Consider the following 25,824-nt stretch of genomic DNA (forward strand, 5'->3'; position numbering starts at 1 on the left):
AAATTCGTAATAAAGGCTTTCAAGTAGAAAGACTGAGATAAAGCCAGTATTTTAATATAAATTAATTGCCAAACAATAAGCTTATTGCGACTGCTTAAAAAAGAATTTTTATTAACTTTATTGCTTGAAATTCTAATGTTTTTCTTTTGCCGTATAATGGTTGATTGCCCTATAAAAGATCTAGTTTACTGCGACAGTGCTATCTTTTTGTAGATTAAGACACTTAAGTTTACGCTAAAGAATCAAAGTTGCTGTATTTGCCATTTATGACATCAAAGATAATGGTATAATTTATTGTTCAATGTCAGTATGTTATACCTCAGCAGTAAATTATCTTAAATTTTGCAATAAGTTAATTTTAAGATATTAAACGGATAATTTTTAAGCTATCGCCTAAAAGCTAAATAAAGGCCAGAAGAATCTTTCTTATTAGATAATCTTTATATGATAAAGAAAGCTTAATTGATAAAATGCCTATGGCAACTAGCAGAACATTAAGTAAGATGGAATGTTACTTAATGTTCTGCCCTTGATAACAAGTAGGTTACAAACAAGACTATCATTTGTTCGAATGATAATTGTATAATAATTAATCGCGACATAAGAAAAGTTAATAATATACTATTTTTTGGACAAGAGTAATTTTACTACTAGTACGTTACCAGAGCATTTAGTTTTGATTAGCTTATGTTGGAAGATTAAATTTAATCTACTATTAGCTAGTATAATTTAGGTGTGCAATTACATTGCAGTGTACTCCTTTTTGGATAATATTTGTAATATACTTACTTTATATTACTATTGAAGTACGAGGATATAACTAAAGTATAATGTCTACTATAATCCATCTTAAATTATTTTTATATTTTTAATTAATGACTATTATATTATTTTGTATACAGGCAAATTAACTGCCTTGCATTGTTAGACGAAATCTAGGTTATTGTATTAACACTAGCTGTTTTTTTTGATCTCCTATAACATATATGTTAATTGGCTGTTGTTATTGAACTTAGCAATTTCATATTGTGCAAAACACGACAAGAAAAATAAATTCAAAATATTTCCTTTTGAAAATCAACTTGCGCACTATACTTTAATAAAGATAAGGATCGATTACTATCCTTGTAGTATGCTGAAACACTATTAATAAGCTTTGTGATTCATTATTTTGCTTACCACATCAAGTTATACAGACTAAATAATCGATGAAATTTTGTCATATTATTTTCTCCCTACGATAATTCACTGCAATATTATCTAATGGCTTAGAATTTATTTAAATTAAGCAAATAAAATCATCAGTTAATTATGATAAATTAACTCAATACATAAACAAGACCGTTTGAAATTTTGTTTCATGGCATAGCCATAGCCTTATTAGCTTATATTTTATGACTGGCTATTATTCAAATTCTAAAGTATTACGCTAACAAGTTTTTATGCTGTAGTGTTATGTAGCTGACGATTCAATAATGATTAAATCTTATCGCGATAATTTATTTTATACAACTAAGAAACGATTATCTCTCAGATCAAGCTAATTCTTAATTGTTAGCCCATTTTTGACTGCATCGTACACTCAACCAAGGCTTTAGCATTCGTAATGCTCTTAATCTATTTATAATTTCCAGTTCAGCTTATCATTGAATAATGACATTATATTGTAGGTAAATAAATACAACAAAATTATTCTAGTGTAATATGAATACTATTATTTATTATATCAATTTACAAAAGCATCTCTTCCTACTATTGCCGGTGCAATAAAATCTATCATATTGTCTATTTTCGCACCGGGGAACAATTCTAATACCTTAGCAATTAGTGGGTAACCTATAAGTTCAGTCTGTATAGCAGTTACCTGTGCTGAATTCTGCTCCATTATTGTAGGGTTACCTTTTTCGTTAGAAATTTCGATCACCCACTTCTGCCCAGTCCAACCTTGCAAATGTTGAGTAAGCAATTTAAAAATATGATGATGGTCGATACTTCCCTGTGGACGAAGCTTTAAGCGACCTGGCTCAACAACAACCGGATGCACATTAGTAACTAATGTATTTCCCAAAACCGCCTCACCTTTTTGAAATACTAATTTCGCCACTCCAGCAAAGTCGACAGGCATTGGGTCAAACAGTTTATTTGAATTGTAAGTTAGTATTTTTTTGTCAGAATGTAAATCAGCTAAGCTAGAATCTGACATAAAATTTTCGACATATTGTGTCATTTCGCAATTTAAGTTATCAAAATTACTTCTGTTGCACCCAGCAGCAATGCTGCTAGGCATTTGATCTAACACATCGACTGTTTCAATAGGTATAGATGGTAAAGCGGCTGGTGATAAAGTAGTGTGTGTTTTTGTAGTTCCGCATGAAGTATCTGCAGGCAAGATTTTTCTATCGCGTATCGCCCGTATCAGATCAATTGGATCAGGTAATTCAGCACTATAAGCAATACGAATAATAAGCATCTCTGCTGCGGCAATTGCCAGAGGGGATGCTTGAACCTCGCTAATTCCCTTTGCAAACATTTGCCAAGCCAGAGTCAGTGACGACATCTTCATCACCTTTGCTAAAGCCATACCTTCTTCTCTATCCACTTCACTTAGATTGCTATTCATCGCTCCCTTAGGAGCAATTTTCATGCAAGTAATAATATGGGTCACCTCCATTAGTTCCTGAATTATTATAACCGGGTCAGTTCCTTTGTCATACAACTCGGATAAAATATTAAGGGCATTTAAAGTTTTACCACCCATAATTGCTCGATACATTTCATAAATTTGTATACGGTCAACTAAACCAAGCATATAACGGATCTCATCAACCGTGATTAAATTAGCGTTGAGTGCGATAGCCTGATCTAGGAGCGATATACCGTCACGAGCCGATCCGTCGGCAGCATGAGCTATTAATTTTAACGCATCCAATTCTGCCTCAACTTTTTCATTATAGCAAATCTTTTCAAATAATTTTATTAACAGATTAATGCTTATCCTGCGTAAATTAAATTGCTGACAGCGTGATAAAATCGTAGTTGGAACCTTACGAATTTCCGTAGTAGCAAAGATAAATTTTACGTGTTGAGGTGGCTCTTCCAATGTTTTTAACAACGCGTTAAAAGCATTTTTGGACAGCATATGAACTTCGTCTATGATATAAACTTTATAACGACCTACTACAGGACGATACCTTGCATTTTCTATCAGCTGGCGTATATCCTCTACACCAGTATGAGATGCTGCGTCCATTTCTAACACGTCTACATGTCTGCCTTCAGCAATAGCGCGGCAATTATGGCAAATAATACAAGGCTGCATTCCTAGCCGATCATGGATATTCTGACCTATACAATTTAAGCTTTTAGCGATAATTCTAGCAGTTGTAGTTTTACCAACTCCACGCACACCAAATAACATAAAGGCATGGTGTATGCGATTATGTTTGCACGCATTGCGTAAAGTACGCACTAACAGATCTTGACCTATAAGGTCATCAAACGTTTGAGGTCTGTACTTACGTGCTAAAATCAGGTATTCACTCAATACAGGATTTAATCCGATTGACGAGGAGTTGTCCATAACTCAACAAATACGGTAAATAAAAAGACTTGTTTTATATAACTAAATATAAAAAAGCAAATTTTTCAATGAAATATGTGGAAGATTAGCAGCAACCCACACTAATAATCGTTACGGCTGCTTCCTTCCGGATCTGACCGAGTTAGCGATCAGCGTGCCCACTCTAACCTTCCGAGTTTGATGCTACATTATTATTCTGGTATAATCAAGGATTAATTTTAATAATTACAATTCCATAAAATGGAAAGTTGATCAAGTATTTTTAAAATCAAACGTTAATAAAATTTGTAATTTACAAAATTACTATAATTATATTAGTTGTAACTAATATTCTAACTATAAATTGTGCTATCTATACTTGAACTATCAGTTATGCAAAACTATCAGAACTGATAGTTCAAGACAAGAAATTATAGGCAAAAATAACAGATTTCATTGAAAAATCAATATAGAATATTTTAAGTGCTATAGCTACCATGATTGATCAATATGACTACTTCATACTATCAAACATAATGTTTAGTAAAATCGCTAGCTTTATTATTTTCTCAACATTAGTCTAAAGGTTAAAATATTAAATATTGCTCTTGGGAAATAATTTGTATAACTATTATTTAAAGTAATTTACTAACTTTAACATTTATCTTGAGTTTAGTTATAAATAATTTGTTAGACTCATCACTGAACAAAGCTATTTAAAGTAAAATGAATGTAGATGAAAATGCCACAAGCTTTTAGATTTTGTTCATTAATTTTTGTCATTTATGATTCGAAATAACGTAATTTCTATTAAATTTTTCATAATAATTAAACAAGAATCCATTAAGAGAAATGCTACTTACTTAAAAAAACAAGCTAAGTTTTATTTGTAAACAATCCAAAGCGATTAAGAGTATTACAAATTACTTTATCGTCTAAAATTAGCTCTTCTACAAATTAAGAAAAATTATACAATGATAATTAGCCAAAACTTATGTAATTTGAAGATGCAATTTGTATACTATTCACTTATCCATGAGTTTGTTTCCAAGCCAAGCAACAACTAATCTCCTAGCTTAGCTACTTCGATAGTACCAAAAGCTTCTTCACCTCCGCAATCGCCTTGGCTGGATTTAAACCCTTAGGACATGTATTAGTACAATTCATAATTGTATGACATCGATACAAGCGAAAAGGGTCATCAAGCATATTCAACCGATCCTCAGTTTGCTTATCGCGACTGTCCACAATCCAACGGTAAGCCTGTAGTAAAACTGCCGGGCCGAGATAGCTTTCACTATTCCACCAGTAACTTGGGCATCCAGTAGAGCAGCAAAAGCACAATACACACTCCCACAATCCATCAAGTTTACGACGTTCCTGTGGAGACTGTTCACGCTCCTTATCTATTGAATGCGGTGTATCAGCTTGTAACCAAGGCTTTATAGAAGTAAGTTGTGCGTAAGATAATGACAGATCAGGAACTAGATCTCTAATAACTGGCATGTGAGGCAAAGGGTAAATATAGACGTCACCTTTTATATCAGAGATTGACTTTAAGCAGGCAAGGGTATTAGTTCCATCGATATTCATTGAGCAAGATCCACAGATCCCTTCGCGACAAGAACGGCGAAAAGTTAAAGTAGTGTCAATCTCGTTTTTAATTTTGATCAGTGCATCTAGTACCATTGGCTGGCAATTATCAAGATCGATTTCATAAGTATCCAACTTGGGGTTAGATGCTTTATCTGGGTCATAACGATAAACTTTAAAATTCTTAATTCGACTTGCACCTTTTTGCGCTTTATAAGTATTACCAACACTAATTTTTGCATTATTGGAAGAACTTAACCAACCCATCAGCACATTTCCTTCATTTATTAGTATATTAGTTTCCAAAAAAATCAGTTAATAAACGCGATTAACAGGTGGTATTACTTCTACATCATCCGAAAATGTATTCATGCGAACTTCGCGATAGGCAACAGTCGTTTCATTATTAGCGTTCAGCCACATAACCGTATGCTTCATCCAGCTTTTGTCGTCACGATTAGGAAATTCCTCATGAGCATGGGCGCCACGGCTTTCTTTACGCAAAGATGCAGAGTTGAGAGTAACAATCGCTTGACTCATTAAGTTATCTAACTCCATCATATCAATAAGATCAGTGTTCCAGACTAACGATTTATCGTTAACAATGACGTTAGGTATCAGACTAGCTATTCCCTTCAATTTCTCCCTACCTTTGTTCATAATCTCTGTTGAGCGAAACACTGCCGCATGTTCTTGCATTGTGCGCTGCATACTAAGCCGTACCTCGCCAGTACGCAAATCTCCTTTGGCATTACGAATACGATCAAGACGTGCAATTGCCTTATCAGAAGCATCTTTATTGATTGATTTATGAACTTTACCAGGTTGCAAAGTTTCAGCAATACGGTGGGAAACAGCACGCCCAAAGACTACAATGTCGAGCAGGGAGTTTGTACCTAATCGGTTTGCTCCATGCACTGATACGCAAGCTGCCTCGCCAATTGCCATAAGACCATTAACTATCCAGTCAGAATTTTCTGCGTTTGGACAAATCACTTCTCCCTGACAGTTGGTTGGGATCCCTCCCATATTGTAATGAACCGTTGGTAGTACTGGTATCGGCTCTTTAGTGATATCGGAGCCAGCAAAAATTCTAGCTGTTTCTGATATGCCTGGCAGCCGCTGTTGCAAAATATCAGGACTAATATGCTCTAAGTGTAGCATAATATGATCGCCACTTGGACCAAAGCCACGACCTTCATTAATTTCAATAGTCATTGCTCTACTAACTACGTCGCGGGAAGCTAAGTCATTAGCTTTTGGTGCATAACGCTCCATAAAACGCTCACCATCAGAATTTGTCAGGTATCCACCCTCACCGCGAGCACCTTCTGTGATCAAACAACCAGAGCCATATATCCCAGTTGGATGAAATTGCACAAATTCCATGTCTTGCAGTGGCAGGCCAGCGCGTAATACCATTGCATTACCATCACCAGTGCATGTATGAGCTGAAGTGCAGGAAAAATAAGCACGACCATAACCACCAGTAGCTAATACTGTCCGATGTGCGCGAAAGCGATGGATGGTACTATCCTCTAAGCACAAAGCCATAACACCAACGCACTCATTTTTTTCGCTCATAATAAGATCAAGAGCAAAATATTCGATGAAAAAATCTGCTTTATTGCGTAGTGATTGTTGATATAAAGTGTGTAAAATTGCGTGGCCGGTGCGATCTGCAGCGGCACAAGCTCTTCTAGCTATTGATTTACCTTGATTCAAAGTATGACCGCCAAACGGGCGTTGATATATTTTACCACTCTCGGTACGCGAGAATGGTACACCAAGATGCTCTAGCTCGATAACAGCCGGGATAGCATTACGACACATGTACTCAATAGCATCTTGGTCACCAAGCCAATCAGATCCTTTGACTGTATCGTACATATGAAATTTCCAGTCATCCCCTTCACCCATGTTATCAAGTGCTGCACCAATGCCACCCTGAGCAGCCACTGTGTGGCTGCGGGTAGGAAAAACTTTAGTTATACAGGCAGTCTTTAACCCTTTTATAGAAATTCCTAAGGTTGCTCGAAGACCAGCACCTCCTGCACCAACGACAACCACGTCATACTGATGATCAATAATTGTATAGGAGTTCATAATAACTAACACCCTAAAGCAATTTTTAATACAGCAAATATTACAGAAATCACTACAACAAGTATAGCAAACTTTATCAAGAGCAGTATGGCAAGCCTTAAACTCTTACTGTGTACATAATCCTCAACAATCACTTGCAGACCAAGTTGAGCATGATAAAATGATGCAATGATCAAAGATATTAAAGTTATAGATACTGAAGTAGAACCTATCCATTCCCTGGCGGTAGCGTAGTCCATTTTAGTCAAACTTATCACAGAAATCACTAACCATAGGACAAATGGGACTAGGATTATGGCTGTAATTCGTTGCACTAACCAGTGATGCGCGCCACCTTTAACATACTCCATAATGTTTTATCTGCTCCCAAAATCTACAATCTAGATGAACTGTTAAAGATCGCAGGCACGTAGTTAATGTGTCTGAATAATTATTAATGTTAGATCATGACAAGGATCCAAGTAATGGCAGTTAGGAGTACAGCTGTACTCAAAGTAATCCATCCTGATTTATATACATTATCTAGCTTGAACCCATAACCAGCATCCCATATTAAGTGTCTGATTCCATTACATAGGTGATACATGAGTGTACAAGTAAAACCAAACAAAATTAATATTCCTAACCAAGAAGTTAAGAACTTTTGATTGGCATAGAACACTTCTGGCCCTGCAGCAGCGGCGATTATCCACCAAACCAGCAACAAAGTACCTGCCACTAGTGCAATTCCTGTAGCTCGATGACAAATAGACATAACACTAGTAAGCTGAGGCTTGTAGATTTGTAAATGCGGTGAAAGTGGACGATTGTGAGTTTTCATCATTTTAAAAATCTTTAGTAAATAGCTTACTATGTGAATGCTTTTACATTAATACTCAGAGAATGTTTAAACTGCACTTTCGCTTATCGCATCGATAAGCTAAGTCGTAAAAAATCTTCAAATAAGCATAATTAAATTACCCTTGATGAGCCAAACATCCATTCAATATAGTAGTTTTTTCATCTTGTTCTAGACATTTTTTCTCGCTAAAATAGCACCTTAAGTTTGCAATTGTTGTAAAAAATTTAAACAATTACGGGTAAATATTTTTTTTTTTATAATTAATTTTCATGCTTTGTTGTATTGATTAGTTATAAATTAGTTTATTGTCTAAATATTTAGGTTTGAGATTATTTTATAGAACTCTATAGTAAATTTTAGGAATATTAAGAGTTGAAGTATTAATATATGGTGCATAGCTAATATCAAGCTAATTTATGTATTAGAATATTAATCACTAAAATGGCTTAATCTATTTAAGCCGACAAGAATAAAGCGTCTTCGTCATAGAAGTACGGTTGTATTTTTATTCTAATGGAATATTTTGTTGTAATGCTTGATCTTTATCAAAATTTAATTTTCTTTTTTATCTGAGGCATTGTTAGTATTAAACACACGAATTTAAAACAAATTATTAACTTATACTTCTTAGCATAATTCTAGGTATAATAAATTGTACAATGATTCAATGGAGGTTTTAAGTGCAATTATACATTAAAGTTATAGAATATTCGGCTTATTTAAGAATAAATTTATTATTTGATTAATTATCCTTAATCAATGATTGGGTGATTTTATCTATTTTTGATAAGTTATTATCGCGAATGTAGCCAAATTAATACAATGCTTTTAGATACTAAAATCTATTAAATTGAATTGTTCAATAGCTGCGTAAGCCAAGGAATTTCTATTTTATAATGTCTATAAAATACCACATTACTTTATTTATCAATAACCTATAAGATATGGTCCTCTGCCTAGGAGAACGTATCTTTAATTTTTATTGCTTTTGTTTTAAAGGTCGAGTTAGCCTAGATTAGGATAGTGTATTTTGAATTTAAGTTTAGCAAATTGGTTTGTTTATCGATTAAACTTCTTCACTACGAAATCTTAGCTTTTTGTGTTACCTACACGCTATAAATCTTCTTTGTTTTATATTATTATTTAAAATAACATTCAGCATTTTTAAAAAAATTAAGTGACTTGTTACTCTTTTTTTTCAATATAATGTTATTTTCTTAAATTAGATAATTGGGAGTTTTTCATTTCTAGCGTAACCCCAAAAGAAGTTCTTTCAAAACTAGCAGCTCGTAGGCCAATTATTTGTTCCAAAAGTCAGCATCGAATTATCCGGCTAGATCTTAATGAAGGTGCACTTGGCCCATCGCCAAAAGCTATAAAAGCTCTGTCTAGCATGTCCTCAAAAATTCATACTTATCCCACTGAATCGACATCGGGACTTGTTGAAGCAATCGGAGTGCGTTACGGCATTAATGATCCTTCACGAATCGTCCTAGGATGTGGCTCAGATGAACTGATTCGTATGCTAACTCAAGCATATTTAGAACCAGGTGACGAAGCAATTCATACTCAATATGGCTTTTTGCAGTTTCCCATAGCTACTAAAATTGCGGGTGGCGTCCCGGTATCAGCTCCAGACAATCACTATACCGCAAGCGTAGATGCGATTTTAGAGTGTATTAGTAGTCGTACCAAAATTGTGTTTTTAGCAAATCCTAACAATCCGACAGGTACTTATCTTTCGAACAATGAATTAAGACGTCTACGCGTTGAATTACCTTCCCGCGTGTTGCTTGTGTTGGACGCAGCTTATGCTGAATATGTTCAGATGCATGACTACACTGCTGGGATTGATCTGGTAGAACAGACCGATAATACAGTTATGTTGCGTACTTTCTCTAAGATGTACGCTATGGCAGGACTACGTCTTGGTTGGGCATATTGCTCAGATGATATCGCTGCTACCCTTTATGCGGTAAAGCCCCCATACAGTGTAAATGCTTTATCATTGCCAGCAGGTGTTGCTGCTGTAAATGATTTAAAATTTCAGAAAAAATCATTATCCCACAACGCAATATGGCTACCTTGGCTACAGAATGAATTTAAAAAATTAGGTATGAAACCTTATTCATCTGTTACCAATTTTTTTATCATTCGTCTGCCTAAACAAGCAAGGGAATATTTAGTTAAACGTGGAATCATAGTACGAAGTATGTCTGACTACGGTAAAAAAGAATTTATTCGCATATCCGTTGGACTAGAAGATGATAATCGCGCTGTAATTGCAGCTATGGTTGATTTCTTTAATCAAATAGAAGTGCGAACACAAGATCTTTCATTATAAATTCTTATGTTTTAAAATGTTGGTATTACCAAGATCAATTTTTTAATCTATAAATACACATCCTGTTTAAGGTATTGAATTGTCATTTATTTTGTAATAAGCATAATAGTAAATTTACCATTTAAAGCTTCTCAAAGTCTATTTCCCTCATAAATTTATTATACTTGGTTGGTACAATTTAGCAAATTACTTTGATATAAAAACTGACTGCCTTACTGGACTCTAGTAAGGTATGATATGGGTATTTACTAGAAGTAATTTGCGATTTTTACTCACGATATGAATGCATGTAAAATACTAACATCAGTACTGACTGAATCTAGTACATGAAGGTAATGTATAAGAAATTTCTTACTAAAAAGAATATCAGATTAGCATTAGTAATAATTTTTTAAGCTAAATACTTACTAACTCAATTTACTTTTGTATGCTTAATTTTATTTGATTGTTGTATCTTAGTCAATTTTTATACTAATCGCTATAGTTTTATATACAGGAAAGGTTAAAATTACTTACAAAATTATTGCTTATTTTGCGCGGAAACTTAGCGGTTTAAAAGAGTAATTAGCGTTCTCGAAAAATACTATTGTGCTAAATAAAATTTAGCAGTTTGATTGAAATAAGTAAATATAACACAAAAATTTATTTAAATTGACCATTGCTTTCCGCAAAAAAGCTAAAAATTTATGAAATTTTGCATTTAATAAACACTTATTATAATCATACAATCATAGATATTTAGCTATTACCTACTTATATACAATACTATACTACACAAAGTTAAAATTGTATGAAAAATTTCACTAAGCAAGTTATTAATAAAGCTTATTATAACGTTAGTTTTTTATTTGATTAGTCAACATGACAGGTAAAGAAGGTTAATTATTAATAACCGTCGCAAGAGACACAGATATGCAAATCTTGATCCCCTAAAATACTTTACAATTATACAATTAATAGTGCTTTTCAGTGTTAGCGAAGCAAAGCTGATAGCCTAACGCTTGATAGAATATAGGACTTACAAACTCTAAATATAGTAAGAGCAAATGTTAAAAGATAATAATAAACAAGCTAATGGACATTTTTACTTCTTTTATGTACAAGCTTAGATCACGATACTGGTGTTTTCTGGCATTCCAAGTAGTAAATTCATGTTTTGTATAGCAGCTCCGGAGGAGCCTTTGCCAAGATTATCTAGACGCGCGGTAATGACGGTGCGTCTAGTATTATCATCGGATAATACAAATATTTCCATCATATTAGTGCCGTTTAGCGCTTGTGGATTTAGCTCTTGCAAATTTTCTGTCTCATTAAATGAGGCGACTCGTACAAAGCAACTATTGCTATAATGTGCTAATAAGATTTCATGAAGCGATCGTGCAGTAGGTTTTCCATCTATCTGCCACAAAACTAGCGGTACGTTAACTAGCATACCCTGTGCGTAATTGGCAACTGACGGCTGAAAAATTGGCGGATGAACTAGACCAAGTTGGCAAGTAATTTCTGCCAAGTGCTTGTGATTTAGGCTTAAACCGTATTGCCAGAATGGGTCAGGCTTATAGTTTTCTGCATCTTCTGATTCGTATCGAGCGATAAGAGATTTACCTCCTCCACTATAGCCGGATATAGCATTAATTGTAAAAGGGTAGTCAACTGGTAATAAGCCAGCTTTTATTAATGGTGCAAGTATGCCTATGACCCCTGTGGCATAGCATCCAGGATTAGAAATACGTTTTGCGCTCATTATAGCTTCACGCTGACCTGCCTTAAACTCCGCAAAACCGTAGACCCAACGGTCATCTGTCCTATGTGCTGTAGAAGCATCAATTAACTTAGTATTTGATTTTTCGGCAATTGATGCTGCTTGTTTGGCAATTTCATCCGGTAAACATAGAAAAGCAACATCGGACGCATATAGCGCGTCACGCCGATACTTAAGATCTTTACGCTGCTGATCGTCCAAAGATATAAGTTCTATATCACGACGAGTAAGCAATCGCTCACGAATTAGCATACCAGTTGTACCAGTATTGCCATCGATAAATATCTGTGGAATGCTCATAACCAAATCCAATTAAAAAATAATTGAATATTAACTTGCTTTTCAATTAATGCATCAATAATGTTGTTATCTGTCAAATTAGTTAACTGTAAATTACATAAGTAAAAATTTTTATCCTAGCTAGGTAGAAATAACGACTAATTATGCAGCTTGCGTATTCTCCACAAGCCATTTAGACAAGTATAATGAAAAATAATTCCATTAGCATTTAATATAAAATGCTAAGCTTGCATAACAAGCGAGAATATTTTTGCCAAAAGTATAGTTTATATCATTGTGTCAAGAGTCAAAATTGAATTTGTATTCGTAGCTAAATTACAAATATTAATAGTTGATATTAGTGATAAATGTAATATTCTTAGGTAATTTATTTTGAATTTGTTCATTAGCTAAAGCGGTTGGTTATTATTTAATTAATTAAATAATAACTGGCTTTTAGTCAGCTGTATTAAATAACAAATGATCGTATATTGCTTATATGTTTTTAACTTGATATGTTTAGTTTCTTTAAGGACTCTTTCCAAGGTAAAACATAATAAAAATTACTTTTGCCAGCTCGCTATAGAATAATTTGATTCAGTTTGATCTGGTTTATGAATAAAAGTTTTTGACTATAGGATATATTTATTGCCAATAACTAATTAAAATTAGCTATTCTATTACTTAATATAACTAAATAAGCAAGAAAATTGCTAAAAATATTTACCGTACAATACATACTACCTTGTAAATAAGCTAACGAGTTAATTATAAAACTATTATGTCATTAACTAGCTATGTGAAATAGATTCTTGATCCAAAGACAAAATCTATAAAACTATGTTCATTAATATTATTGATCATTGCAAAAACTTAGCACCTACATAGGTGCCTAACGTCACGCTTATTGTTGGTTAAAAATCATTAAGTAAAAGTTGTTATTCTAAGTAACTGATTATTTTAGCCCACGAACTATATTGAACGGTGAGAAAGCCTGAGCTCCCGCCATAATCTCAATCCTATTTACGTTGATATTGCGTGGACGGGAAGCTGTCCAAAATACTGCATCTGCAATATCATTAGGCTTGATGGAATCAACATTTTTATAGATGGCCGCTGCCTTTTTTTTATCGCCCTTGAATCGCACTTCAGAAAACTCTGTTTCTGCTAAACCAGGCTCTATATCAGTAACATGAATGTTTTTGCTAACCAGATCGGCGCGTAAATTTAGAGAAAACTGGCGAACAAAGGCCTTGGTAGCACCATAAACATTACTGCCCGGATATGGCCAATATCCAGCAATCGAACCAATATTTATCACATGCCCCGTACCATTTTTTACCATTTGAGGTAATATAGTGCGGGTACAATACAGAAGACCCTTGATATTAGTATCAACCATAAGTTCCCAATCGTCAATATAAACTTCATCGGCATCCATCATTCCGAGAGCTAAGCCGGCATTATTGACTAAAACGTTAACCGGATTAAATGAATCTGGTAAATCTCGAACCGCTTTCTCTACCGCATTACGATCACGCACATCTAGAACGATACTATGGCATGGGTTTAATAAATTTTGCTTTAATGCATTTAAGCGCTGACTTCGCCTACCTGAGATAACTGTATGCCAACCTTCTGCATCAAAGCGTTGAGCAATTGCCTTGCCAAATCCACTAGTTGCTCCCGTTATAAATACTTTATTCGCTTTACAAATCATATTTGTATCCTTAACTAATTATGCTTTCGCGTATTTGTATTAATCTAATTTAAAAAAACCAGCAAAGTTTTTAGTTAGGCGTTGTTAAAAACAGTTTATTAGTTAGCAATTTATTATTCATAACGCAGAAGCATGTTTACGACGAATACCTTATGGTAATTTGTTAATCTATTTAAAAGATAATCACATAGATCTCTCATAAGAAAAGCAAGCAAGCTCTTAGAGAGCTATCTTTTTTTTACATATCATTATAGGCTATTTTAATTTAACTGAATTAGCTTTTCTTAAGTATTATCCATAAATGATACGGTTATAGTCTCTATAATATTATTTTTCTACTATGTCGATATTTCATATAATTTATTTATTATTGTAATAATAATTATTACTGGATCGATGAAAATTACTTGCAGTAAATGTATTCTACTAAATATAGCTTTAAATCGTCTAGTAATCTAAAATTATCCTGTTTTTTACGATCTATGACTAAATTTCAAAGCAATATCTGATATAAACGATTGCCTATACCAAATAATACGTCAAATTTTTAATAAATTAAGTAATTTCTCTGATATTAATTATACTTAAACCATTAGAATAATGTAAACCTAAAATATAAAAGTAATATTCCTTCAAGTATAAATATACTTTTATAATAATTAAAATATAAGATTTATTAATTATTACACAGAAACAATCTTCTTCTATTTACCGTATTAATGTTATTATTAATCTTAATTACTATTAAAATAAAGGTTATTCTATTATATCTACACAAAAATTTATATTTTGTATACCACACTAACTATCTAGAGTAAAATATTAAGGATTATAATAATAATTGACTATATCTTATGATTATTGTTTCAATTAATTTTTAATTGTTAATATTTTTTACTAAGTTAATTTTTGTTACAATACATATAATTTTAATTATTACTGTTAATTTAATTCGATTGTCATTTTTTATTAATTATCGAATTAAATATCCGAGCTAATTATTGCTCGTTAGATTTTTAAAGTGTATTTTCGATTTTATACTTTTGAGTTAGATTTTAACTTTTTATATAAAATAAAAATCATTTTAATTTTCTTAAAAAGCAAAATTAGCTTTTGATAACTAAAATGACGGTAATTATAAGCTATCGACTACTAATCAAGATATTATTTCATACATATCATTTGTTTTTTTTAATGAGTATTGGGCGAATGTTAAAATATTCGTATTAATAGAGGAATTTATTAATTCCACAATGCGGAAATTGCCTTTTACTAATTTTAAGCTTAATTGCTATAAGAAATTTGCTAATATATACTATTAATAAAATATTTGATTTTCATTATTTTCATAAGAGGAACTAATGCCTAGAAAGCAACTAAATAAAAATCGTTTGATATCTATAAACACGCTTATGAAGTTAGATTTTTATGTTAAAAATTATTACAATATTTAGATCGCTTTGTAATATAAGAGGCATGGAAATACTTAATAAGTAAAAATTAAATATTAAGTTAATTAGCTAAATTAATTCAAGGATGTTAGATATAATATAGAGTAATACATTTTATTGTATTCTGGCTAATTTTAAGTTAGTAATTTTAATTAATAAAATAGTAAGTAAATTTCAAAATAATTATATTAGTTATGACAGATATATAATATATCTGTCATTGAAGTTATATGTGTTATTTTTATTAAGATAATTCTCATCTTGTTATTTGGCGATTTAGTGCGGTCACTAACGCTTGAATATTACCTGCATTGTTTTGGATTAACGAAGTATATTCTTGGCGTTGAGTAACGCTCATGCTAACGCCTTCAACAATAACATCAACAATCTTGAAAGTAGAATTGGATTCAGTTACTAGCCATTCCAAATGAAATCCTTCACTGTTGTTCGGTAAAACAATCCGACTGGAAACAACATCGAACCGACCATTTTTACGAGTACCATCGATCACTAGTCTCTGACCGAAGTATTCGTCAAATTGACGAGCGTATGTATAAACAATATTTTTGGTAAAAACTTTAAGATAAGCTTCGCGCTCGGCTTGAGTGGCGGTTTGCCAATATTTTCCTAACAAAAACTGTCCAATTACAGGTATGTCAAAATACTTCTGCACAAGCTGATCAAATTTCTCGCGACGCTCGTTTTCGCTTACGCTGGAATAAGACATCAGAGTAATTGCTTTATCAGCAAATTCATCAACCAGAGAGCTTGCATCAGATGCAGCCTTAGCTAGGGAAGCTGAGCAAAAAATGCAAAAAAATAAGACAAATAATCGAATGATTTGGCTCATTTACTAATCGTTACCGTTGTAAATTATAAAAAGATATATTGTCTATAATGATTTGTTATAATACAAGATAAATTTTATGTAATAGAGCTTAATTATTAATTTTATCATTCTCATTATAGTATAATTAATTAATCATTAAGACTGATGAATTTTCTTAAAATTGAAGATTTATAAAATATCTTTTTTTTCTAAAAAGAGGAAGGGTTATTTTTTATTAAAAAATTACGACGCTGTTTGTATATAGTACGAACTCTAGCATAGTAATCTATCGAAGTATCTTTAATGTTTTTTATCTGTTGATAATTGCGAGCACGAAAATCAATGGCTTCGCCAACATGCCGTGCAACTTGAAATCGAATTTGCTTGCCATCATAAATTCTAATATGCTTAGTTGGGTCCATGAAATAGTCAGCTAATAAACCACTTGTATCACGCAGATTTGATGGTCCAAGAAGAGGCAGAACTAGATATGGACCATCGTATACACCCCAAACTGCTAAGGTTTGACCGAAATCTTCTGGCCTACGCTTTAGACCAAGGCCAGTAGCATTATCTACTAGACCAAACATTGGAGCATTAGCGACGAAACGAGCTGTGTTATGTTTTAAACCCTTAAAATCTCCTTGCAGAGCACTGTTTACAATATATACAGGAGAACTTAACCAGTCGAGAAAATTGTAAACAACCTCGCGTATTGGCGCAGGAATTACTTTCTTATATGCATATGCCGTTGGCTGCAAAAGCACGGTATCGATAACATCGTTTACAGAGAATACTAACCGATTGACCGGCTCAATTGGATCGTCAGCAAACTGGTCATTCAAGCCTTCTTGAGATACACAGCTGGAAAGTAAAATTAATACCAATGCTTTTCCTATATTCAATCGCAGCATAAAGCGCATCTCTTTCCACCAGAAAACTAAAACTGAGAAACAGACAATCCTCATTTACTTTCTTCTAATTAACTAAAAATAAATTAATACTGTAATTTTTAATTTATCAGAAAAGTGAATTATTTAGGATTCTCAGATGTTAAAGCTTAATAAAAAAATTAAGTCTATTGCGGAAAACCTTTTTTTTTTACAAAAAGTCAGTATTTTGCATTTACTAAATAAGTTAGTATTATAATTATATCGCCTGTACTCAAATTATTAGCAAATTTTATCCATTGTTTTTTTGCTGTTTTGATAAAAGCATTTAACTTTTTATTTAGCTTAATCAAATTGACAATTTGCCGCTTACAAAAAAGTATTTATGAATATATCATTGGACAGAACGCATTTTGTTATTTTGTAATCGCATTTTTGATAACTTAAGTACGACTAACATGACTAGATGTATTGCATCTATACGCACTTATCTTTTTGCAATTACAGTTTTTATTTGAATACTGTAACAAGTTCAAATCCTTAAAAGATTATAATAAATTTATACCTATAATAATCTAATATATAAATGTGTAATTTAATATACTTAATTAATAGTAACTATTCGATTATGTATTACATACCAAGAGTATGGAATACATTTAAAAAAAATTTAATCGCAAATTCTGTTATTTATTTAAATTTTCGATCATTAATCTATACATTGATGATGTTCTTAATTATTCTTTAGAACTCATATATATCACCAAATTATACATTTATAAATTGTCATATTATTTAGATTGTTTTAAAGATTTTACTATACTATCAGTAAGAATATGAAATACTAACCTTATTTGTTATCTGTACAAAGCATAGAGGTTAATTTCCCATATTTAAGCATTTAGTTTAGGATTGTCTTGATTTCCTTAAAATATTATTAAATCCAAATAGTTTCGATCATTGTAGAATATGATACTTTGCGGCTATCTATTAAATAATTTTCCAGATTTCTTTATGATTTAATAAACACACAGAACAAAAGATGGCTTTATCTACAAATGCGGACATGAACAAGAAATGTTTTTTTCGTAAGTTTTCTCTTAACTAATTGTAGATAAGATTTAATTTAAATACTAATCGTTAGTGATAGTGCAGAAAATCTGCTATTTATTTGATCATTATCAAAGTAATCTCTGCACATAAAAAATTACTAAAACTATTCATTATAGTAATATGAATGGTGGTAAATTTTACTTTTCATCAAACTTGATGAAGTTCAAGACATGTGTTCGCAATTCTTTACTTGATTTTTTTAATCAACTTCTATTGAGTTGAATACTTTCGGTATATTCGGTATAAATTTAAAAAATAACTCTTAATTCTCTTTGTTCTTTTAATTTTGGGCTACGTATAGATGATACTGCATATTGTTAAGAAATCGATGAATTTTTCATATTGGTTAGAAACTTAATGAAAGAAACTTCGTCAAAGTTATTTCAAACTCTAACTACAAAAAACAAAATCAATCGATGATTATCGTAATATATAATTAATATTTCGTATTGTTATTTTACGATGTAGATTAGTTTAATTATGGTGCTATTTTATATAGCTAAATAAAGCAGAAAGATATTTCGGATTAAAAAATTTTCCAGTATTCGATACTAAAATATTAATCACTAACTTCGCTAGCTAATCGGAAAAATTAATTTTTATGATGAAGCACAAATATGATAAATTGTTAATAACATTTATCAAAAAGCATTTCTACCTATCATTGGATGATATACGATTATTTATGACATATTTAAGCAAGTAATACAACAAAACTATACTTAAAAACTTTCTTAAATATACTTTTTCATACTGAAATGCTTCAAAAAATATAACGTAAAAATTTTCTAATTTCGCTGTGTATAAATTCTTCTATTTTCAAAATAAAATATGTTAAAGTTAACTATAAAAATTTTWAATTTTAACCTTAAATACCTAATAAAACTACAATAATTATTTTGTATACTTAGCAATATATTAGTTTTAGCCAAAACTATTTTGGTCTTAGTCTAACCTTGTCTTGCCTTAAAGCGTGGCTTAGATTTATTTATTACATATAACCTCCTCTTACGCCTGACAATTCGACAAGCTTTGTGACGACTTTTTAAAGTTTTAAGTGAACTTACAACACGCATCAGATTGCCTTTCAAAGTCTAGCAGAGACTGCATAAAACATAAATTTTCCGACGATTAACAAAAACTATTAATAATAAATCAATCATCTTTTATTATTTTTAACTATTATTAATGATTAACAATATAATCACAAACTATGCTTTGGTGTTATTTTTTATGTAAATTAAAGTTTTTTGCTCAAAAATCATATTATATAAACTAATAACCATTTAACATGATTTTACTACACAACGAAATAATTTTATTATTACTAAACAATTTAGTAGATGATTGCAAAAATCAATGAATCTTTAACGAATTAAGAAAATATTATCAATTAATCGCTCACATAATAACAGAAATTATTTAGTTTATAAGCCAAAGTAGTGTAATTATTGCTCTTTTTTTCAAAAAAAACACAAGATTATTATCAATCCACCATATAATGGAGGAATGATTCAATTAATTTTTTATAGTTAGCTTAAACAATAAATTACAAAAAATTCTAATTAATCCAACCAACATAACAATATTAAATAGCTTTAGTAATAGCTAATTTACACCTTAATACCAAACTAAACTTTATAAAATAAAGATGCTCTAGGTAAAATTTTTTATTTTACAATTCTGATTTATCTTTTACATATTGTAATTTAGTCTAAGCATTTAATTTCTGCCTGAATAAGTAAAAAGATAGTTCAAGAAGCACATCGAAGTTAAGAATATGTGCCAGAATTTTTTTTTGAAATATCGTAAAGCTAATTATATCCGACTGCATCATAAATTTGCTGAGCTAATGGCTGATGCTCTCCAAGCTTGGACAAATTCATGGTGTCTTGACGAAATATACCAAGTTTTGCGAGAGCACAGCTAATTGCTACACCTGGCACTACTGGATATTCATCATTGCCTGATGAAAAATATTCTTGGGCACTATCAGAAGCTAGATACTCTAGGAACTTAATAGCATTTTTTCTGTTAGGAGCTGTGGCAACGATACCAGCGCCAGAGATGTTTACATGAGCACCGGTTGTATCTTGATTGGGAAATACCCAGCCAATTTTAGCAATACTAGTTTTATTTATCCCTTCTACTTCGCCACGCAAAGCACGAGCAAAATAGTACGTGTTGGCTAATGTAACTCCACACTCACCAGAAGCAACGGCGCGAAGTTGGTCTGTATCTGACCCTTGCGGACTACGAGCTAGATTTTTATAAACTCCAGAAGCCCAATTCCTAGCTCCATCCACGCCAGCGTGCTCGATTTGCGCGGACATAAGAGACAGCATGTAAACATTCGAACTCGATCGTGTGCAAACCATACCCTTCAAAGAAGGCATAGTCAATGAGTTATAGTTTTGAACCTGCAATGGTGAAACACGAGACTTATCATAAAAGATGATTCTCGCACGCTGAGAAAAACCATACCATAAGCCATCCGGATGTCTCAAGTAGACTGGTATTCGAGAATCGAGAAAAGTAGAGTGTACTGATTGAAAAATGCCCAGATTAGTAGCTCGCCAAAGTCTTCCAGCATCAACGGTTAAGAGAACGTCAGCCGGGCTGTTATGACCCTCGCTACTGATACGCTGAATCAATTCATCAGCATCACCTTCAATTCGATTAATGGTTATGCCAGTTTGTTTTTCAAACTCAGAATACAATCGTTCATCTTGATCATAATGCCTGGAAGAATAGAGGTTAATTTCTTCTGTTGTAGCGAACACCTCCTCAGCTAGAAGGCTGCTAATACCGCATACAAGCAGGAGTATAATTACACCCTTTAGCGACATAATCAAGCTCTTAAGGTGCCATTTCCCTAATGCGCTTTGCATTTTTATTCCTCAATAAAAAATTCACCAGTAAACTTAAGAAGCTTAAGATATAAAGATAATTTAAACTAGCCACCTCAATAAACTATACATTTTTGTAAGATATAGATTTTATAGTATCTTCCGAAATCACATAAAAATTCAAAATAATTTTAACCTTAAAGTCTTCTGTGTTAGATGCGTTGGTTCAACTGTAATGTTGATATTTTATACAATGTACTGGACTAGCTATCTAAAAAATAACTTAGCCTAACATTAAGCATTGTTTTTTTTAATTAGCTGGAATACACTTCGTAAATCATTTGGATCCAAATGATTTAGTTTAATTTTGCATGCTAGCTCATTGAAGTGTAATAAAACTTACTTTTAATGAGCATTAAGAATTATTCTTCGTGTATCTTGAGCGTTCATTAGTTAATTAAGAAACTTTTTAGGTTGGCGAGTATGAAGTTATTCTTTGTTAAGAGTACGTTGGCCTTGTCATCCTTTAGATACTATCTAAAGATACTTACTGAGTAGTATACTTCTAAAGTATGTTTTAGCAACAGCAAAGTTCTGTTGATATAGCGGAGGTTGTTATTTTGCCCAAGCTTTGTACTGCAACTAGATATTTGTGGATACTTTCTCAGCGCAAAAGTTATCGTTCTTTGCGGAAAATTCATATGAGGCAGCTTGTTATTGCGTTATTTGCTGTATTGTTGGAAGCAAGCACGATTCTTACTATCAACTTTTCTTCAGCATCAGCACAAAAACAACAATTTATTTCTATAGGTACCGGTGGAGTCACCGGCGTATATTATCCAACTGGAGGAGCAATTTGCCGTTTAATTAATCGGGATCGGAAAAAGCATGGTATACGTTGCTCTGTGGAATCTACTGGTGGTTCGATATACAACGCAAATACCATCCATTCAGATGAACTCGAATTCGGCATAGTGCAATCGGATGTACAATACGATGCTTACAATGGTACAGGTACCTTTGGGAACGTCGGCCCATTTAGGGAACTACGCAGCGTATTTTCTCTTCATGCTGAACCGGTAACTATAGTAGCTCGTAAAAACGCAAACATCAGGACCTTTGATGATTTGAAAGGCACTAGAGTTAATATTGGCAATGCCGGCTCTGGTACACGCAATACTTGGGAAATCATAGAACAGGCACTAGGCTGGAAGCGCAATAATTTGAAACTTGCTGCCGAACTTAAAGCTTCTGAGACTGCTGAAGCTTTGTGTGATAATAAAATCGATGCAAATTTCTCGATGGTCGGTCATCCAGCAGCTATAATCTCCGAGACGATGTCAACCTGTGAAGCTAATCTGGTAAGTATCACGGGTCCTGCTTTTGACAAGCTGGTTGCTGATCATCCTTATTATCGCAAGGCTACGATTCCAGGCGGTCTTTATCCAGGTAGCTCCAATGATATCGATACTTTCGGCGTAGGAGCTACCTTAATGACTTCATCTAAAGTATCTGATGAGGTGGTTTATACACTTACTAAAGCTGTTTTTGGCAATTTGGAAGATTTTAAGAAACTGCATCCAGCTTTTGCCAACCTCAAGGCTGAAGAAATGATTAAAGAAGCTTTATCTGCTCCGCTACATCCAGGAGCAATTAAAGCTTATAAAGAACTTGGTTTGATGTAATTTCAGTGGCAGCTTTGCTTCTTTACTATATTCGACTCTGTTTGTTTGCAGCCCCACCGAAAGTTTCGGTGCTGACTAAAATTAAGTATTTTCCTGCCATAGTAATGCTTTGATATCGCCATATTATCTGCCACGCGTTCCTAAGATTTATAAGGATCCGTAGATTATGAATAATCAGAACGGCACATCCAACGCTGTCGATCTTGAAGATCTCGTCGCTTCTACTGATACTGGCAACAGGGTACTTGTAGGGTTTGTGGCCAAATTATTAGCCGGGTTAGCACTGGCTTGGTCTCTATTTCAGCTCTACTATGCATCTAATTTGCCATTCACTATTAGTAATATCACGGGCCTTCAGGTGGTTTTTAACTCCGACAATGCCAGGGCCGTACATTTAGCTTTCGCTTTTGTCCTTGCCGCTTTGTCTTATCCTCTATTTAAATCCTCCCCACGTGATCGGGTACCATGGTACGATTGGATTTTGGCATTTCTTGGAGTAATATCCTGTTGCTATTTGATACTGTTTGAGTATGAAATAGCGCAGCGAGCTGGATTGCCTACTGAGGTGGATTTATTGATTTCCACATTAGGTATCTTTTCGGTTTTAATCTGTACCTACCGGGCTCTCGGCTTACCATTGGTAATAATCGCTTTGGTATTTCTCACTTATGTTTTTTTCGGCCACCAAGCCTTTATCCCGGAAGTTATTCAGTGGAAGGGTGGTTCTTATGGGAAGGCCATGTGGCACTTTTGGATGCAAACAGAAGGTGTTTTTGGAGTTGCTCTCAGCGTATCAACGTCAATGGTATTCCTGTTTGTGTTATTTGGTTCGTTGCTTGATAAGGCCGGCGCAGGCAACTACCTCATTAAGGTTTCTTTTGCTTTGCTGGGCCACCTGCGAGGTGGCCCAGCAAAAGCAGCGGTAATTTCTTCAGCAATGACTGGACTAATCTCTGGATCATCCATAGCTAATGTGGTTACTACAGGAACTTTTACCATACCATTAATGAAGCGTGTGGGTTTTTCTGGAAACAAAGCTGGAGCCGTAGAAGTTGCTTCTTCAGTAAACGGTCAGATTATGCCTCCAGTTATGGGGGCTGCAGCTTTCCTTATGGTAGAATATGTTGGCGTGACTTATCTTGAAGTAGTACGTCACGCAATTTTACCAGCTTTAATTTCATATATAGCATTGCTATACATAGTCCATCTAGAAGCGCTGAAAGCTGATATGACTGCTTTGCCAAAACCAGGTGGCCCACGCTCAATGTTAGAAACTGTTATAGGCTTGCTGACTGGCTTTCTTTCTATAGCTATTCCGGCAGCGATGGTTTATTATTCGCTTGGCTGGACTAAGAGAGTATTTGGTGAATTCACTTTTTATGCCGTGTGCATTTTGTTTTTGGTGGCCTATATTGTATTGTTAATAGTGGCCGCTCGATTGCCAGAACTGGAAATGGACGATCCTAACTCTCCAGTTACTAGCTTACCCGAAATAAGGCCGACAATTCTATCCGGCCTTTATTTTTTGTTGCCTATTATAGTTCTGGTTTGGTGTCTAATGGTTGAGCGATTATCTCCCGGACTTAGCGCTTATTGGGCGACCATTGCAATGTTGTTTATTTTAATTACTCAGCATCCTCTTAAAGCGATATTTCGTAAATCTGGAGGCTTATCTACAGGATTAACACGTGGTTTATCAGAGATTTTAGAAGGATTAATCGCTGGTGCTCGAAACATGATCGGTATTGCGATTGCTACTGGTGCCGCTGGAATCATCGTCGGTACAATCTCGCTTACTGGTGCTCACCAGGTAGTTGGTGACTTTATCGAGTTTCTTTCTGGAGGCAATCTGATGGCTATGTTAGTCTTAGTAGCAATTTTTTCTTTAGTCCTAGGAATGGGTTTACCAACCACAGCTAATTACATAGTTGTATCTTCTTTAATGTCTAGCGTTTTACTTAAAGTTGCTGCGCAAAACGGTTTGATTGTACCTCCAATAGCAGTACATTTGTTCATTTTTTATTTCGGCATAATGGCGGATGTTACTCCACCTGTAGGTCTTGCTTCCTTTGCTGCAGCTGCGATTTCAGGTTCTAACCCGATCAACACTGGTTTTACTGCCTTCTACTATTCTTTACGCACAGTAGCACTTCCTTTCTTATTTATTTTTAATACGGATTTGTTACTAATTGATGTCACTTCAGTAGAAGCGGTATTTGTCTTTATAGTTGCTACTGGCGCAATGTTACTGTTTGCTGCGGGAACTCAGGGCTATTTCTTTGCTAAGAATCGTCTCTGGGAAGCGATAGCATTGCTTCTGGTAGCCTTCACCTTATTTCGTCCGGGATTTTGGCTTGACCTAATTGAAGATCCATTTGAGAAAATTGAACCGGTACATATTGTTGAAATAGCAAATAAAATACCTGAAAATAGTGATTTGCGTTTGGTCATAAAGGGGCCGAAATTAGATGGATCAGATTCAGCAGCTTACACTACTATCGTAGTACCTCTTGGGGCGGATGCTGGTGGAGAAGATAGGTTAAAGAACGCAGGTATTCTAGTAAGGATAGAAGATGGTATTGTTAAGTTGGATGAACCACTCCAATTTGGTAATTCTAGTAATATTACTAGTCGAAATCTATCAGATTTTGACTTTTATGACAAAGACAACCCAGTACATATCTGCGAAATTCATGTTAAGGCAAGTCGCATACCAAAAGAGATATTTTATATTCCTGCACTCTTGCTCCTTTGGTTAGTTATCTCACTACAACGTAGACGTACTAAACTATTAGCATTTTGA

14 protein-coding genes and 1 other RNA gene are annotated in these 25,824 nt (G+C 33.5%); 3 read left to right on the top strand and 12 right to left on the bottom strand.

The window, feature by feature from the left end; genetic code table 11:
• Nucleotides 1–1,726 precede the first annotated feature (1,726 nt).
• The 6 genes from A1OE_RS02065 to sdhC form a co-directional block, all read right to left on the bottom strand.
• The gene (locus A1OE_RS02065; RefSeq protein WP_015088418.1) at nt 1,727–3,580 is read right to left on the bottom strand and encodes a DNA polymerase III subunit gamma/tau; all 1,854 of its coding nucleotides are present in this window, start codon (nt 3,578–3,580) and stop codon (nt 1,727–1,729) included.
• Between the two features lie 75 nt (nt 3,581–3,655).
• Nucleotides 3,656–3,753, bottom strand: an RNA gene (gene ffs, locus A1OE_RS04190) — signal recognition particle sRNA small type.
• An 886-nt stretch (nt 3,754–4,639) separates the two neighbouring features.
• Entirely contained in the window at nt 4,640–5,419 is a 780-nt protein-coding gene (locus A1OE_RS02070) for a succinate dehydrogenase iron-sulfur subunit (RefSeq protein WP_015088420.1), read from the bottom strand.
• A 48-nt stretch (nt 5,420–5,467) separates the two neighbouring features.
• Entirely contained in the window at nt 5,468–7,258 is a 1,791-nt protein-coding gene (gene sdhA, locus A1OE_RS02075) for a succinate dehydrogenase flavoprotein subunit (RefSeq protein ID WP_015088421.1), read from the bottom strand.
• A 5-nt stretch (nt 7,259–7,263) separates the two neighbouring features.
• Nucleotides 7,264–7,608 (bottom strand): succinate dehydrogenase, hydrophobic membrane anchor protein, encoded by a 345-nt coding sequence (gene sdhD, locus A1OE_RS02080; RefSeq protein WP_015088422.1) that lies wholly within the window; start codon nt 7,606–7,608, stop codon nt 7,264–7,266.
• A gap of 89 nt (nt 7,609–7,697) precedes the next feature.
• On the bottom strand, nt 7,698–8,081 hold the full coding sequence (gene sdhC / locus A1OE_RS02085; protein ID WP_015088423.1) for a succinate dehydrogenase, cytochrome b556 subunit: 384 nt from the start codon (nt 8,079–8,081) through the stop codon (nt 7,698–7,700).
• A gap of 1,345 nt (nt 8,082–9,426) precedes the next feature.
• Between sdhC and A1OE_RS02090 the strand changes: the two genes are divergently transcribed.
• Nucleotides 9,427–10,443, top strand: a complete 1,017-nt coding sequence (locus tag A1OE_RS02090; RefSeq protein WP_272942673.1) for a pyridoxal phosphate-dependent aminotransferase — start codon at nt 9,427–9,429, stop codon at nt 10,441–10,443.
• Between the two features lie 1,105 nt (nt 10,444–11,548).
• Here the strand turns inward: A1OE_RS02090 and argC are convergent.
• The 6 genes from argC to A1OE_RS02115 all read right to left on the bottom strand — a co-directional run bounded on the left by argC (nt 11,549) and on the right by A1OE_RS02115 (nt 21,378).
• Nucleotides 11,549–12,505, bottom strand: coding sequence for an N-acetyl-gamma-glutamyl-phosphate reductase (gene argC, locus A1OE_RS02095; RefSeq protein WP_015088427.1), 957 nt, complete (start codon nt 12,503–12,505; stop codon nt 11,549–11,551).
• A gap of 934 nt (nt 12,506–13,439) precedes the next feature.
• Nucleotides 13,440–14,204 (bottom strand): SDR family NAD(P)-dependent oxidoreductase, encoded by a 765-nt coding sequence (locus A1OE_RS02100; RefSeq protein ID WP_015088429.1) that lies wholly within the window; start codon nt 14,202–14,204, stop codon nt 13,440–13,442.
• A gap of 1,707 nt (nt 14,205–15,911) precedes the next feature.
• Nucleotides 15,912–16,505: an MlaC/ttg2D family ABC transporter substrate-binding protein gene (locus A1OE_RS02105; RefSeq protein WP_015088433.1), complete on the bottom strand. Its 594-nt coding sequence runs from the start codon at nt 16,503–16,505 to the stop codon at nt 15,912–15,914.
• Nucleotides 16,506–16,693: 188 nt separating this feature from the next.
• Nucleotides 16,694–17,452: an MlaA family lipoprotein gene (locus A1OE_RS02110; protein ID WP_015088434.1), complete on the bottom strand. Its 759-nt coding sequence runs from the start codon at nt 17,450–17,452 to the stop codon at nt 16,694–16,696.
• Nucleotides 17,453–19,437: 1,985 nt separating this feature from the next.
• Complete coding sequence (gene ykgO / locus A1OE_RS04195) at nt 19,438–19,563, bottom strand: type B 50S ribosomal protein L36 (RefSeq protein ID WP_081581159.1); 126 nt, start codon at nt 19,561–19,563, stop codon at nt 19,438–19,440.
• 738 nt (nt 19,564–20,301) lie between these two features.
• Nucleotides 20,302–21,378 (bottom strand): extracellular solute-binding protein, encoded by a 1,077-nt coding sequence (locus A1OE_RS02115; protein ID WP_015088439.1) that lies wholly within the window; start codon nt 21,376–21,378, stop codon nt 20,302–20,304.
• A 659-nt stretch (nt 21,379–22,037) separates the two neighbouring features.
• Here A1OE_RS02115 and A1OE_RS02120 point away from each other — a divergent pair.
• Together A1OE_RS02120 and A1OE_RS02125 are read left to right on the top strand one after the other, a co-directional pair.
• Nucleotides 22,038–23,021, top strand: coding sequence for a TAXI family TRAP transporter solute-binding subunit (locus tag A1OE_RS02120; RefSeq protein WP_044283379.1), 984 nt, complete (start codon nt 22,038–22,040; stop codon nt 23,019–23,021).
• A gap of 166 nt (nt 23,022–23,187) precedes the next feature.
• On the top strand, nt 23,188–25,824 hold the full coding sequence (locus tag A1OE_RS02125; protein ID WP_015088441.1) for a TRAP transporter permease: 2,637 nt from the start codon (nt 23,188–23,190) through the stop codon (nt 25,822–25,824).

The sequence above is a fragment of the Candidatus Endolissoclinum faulkneri L2 genome, from assembly GCF_000319385.1.
In the GTDB taxonomy this organism is placed as follows: domain Bacteria; phylum Pseudomonadota; class Alphaproteobacteria; order Thalassobaculales; family Thalassobaculaceae; genus Thalassobaculum; species Thalassobaculum faulkneri.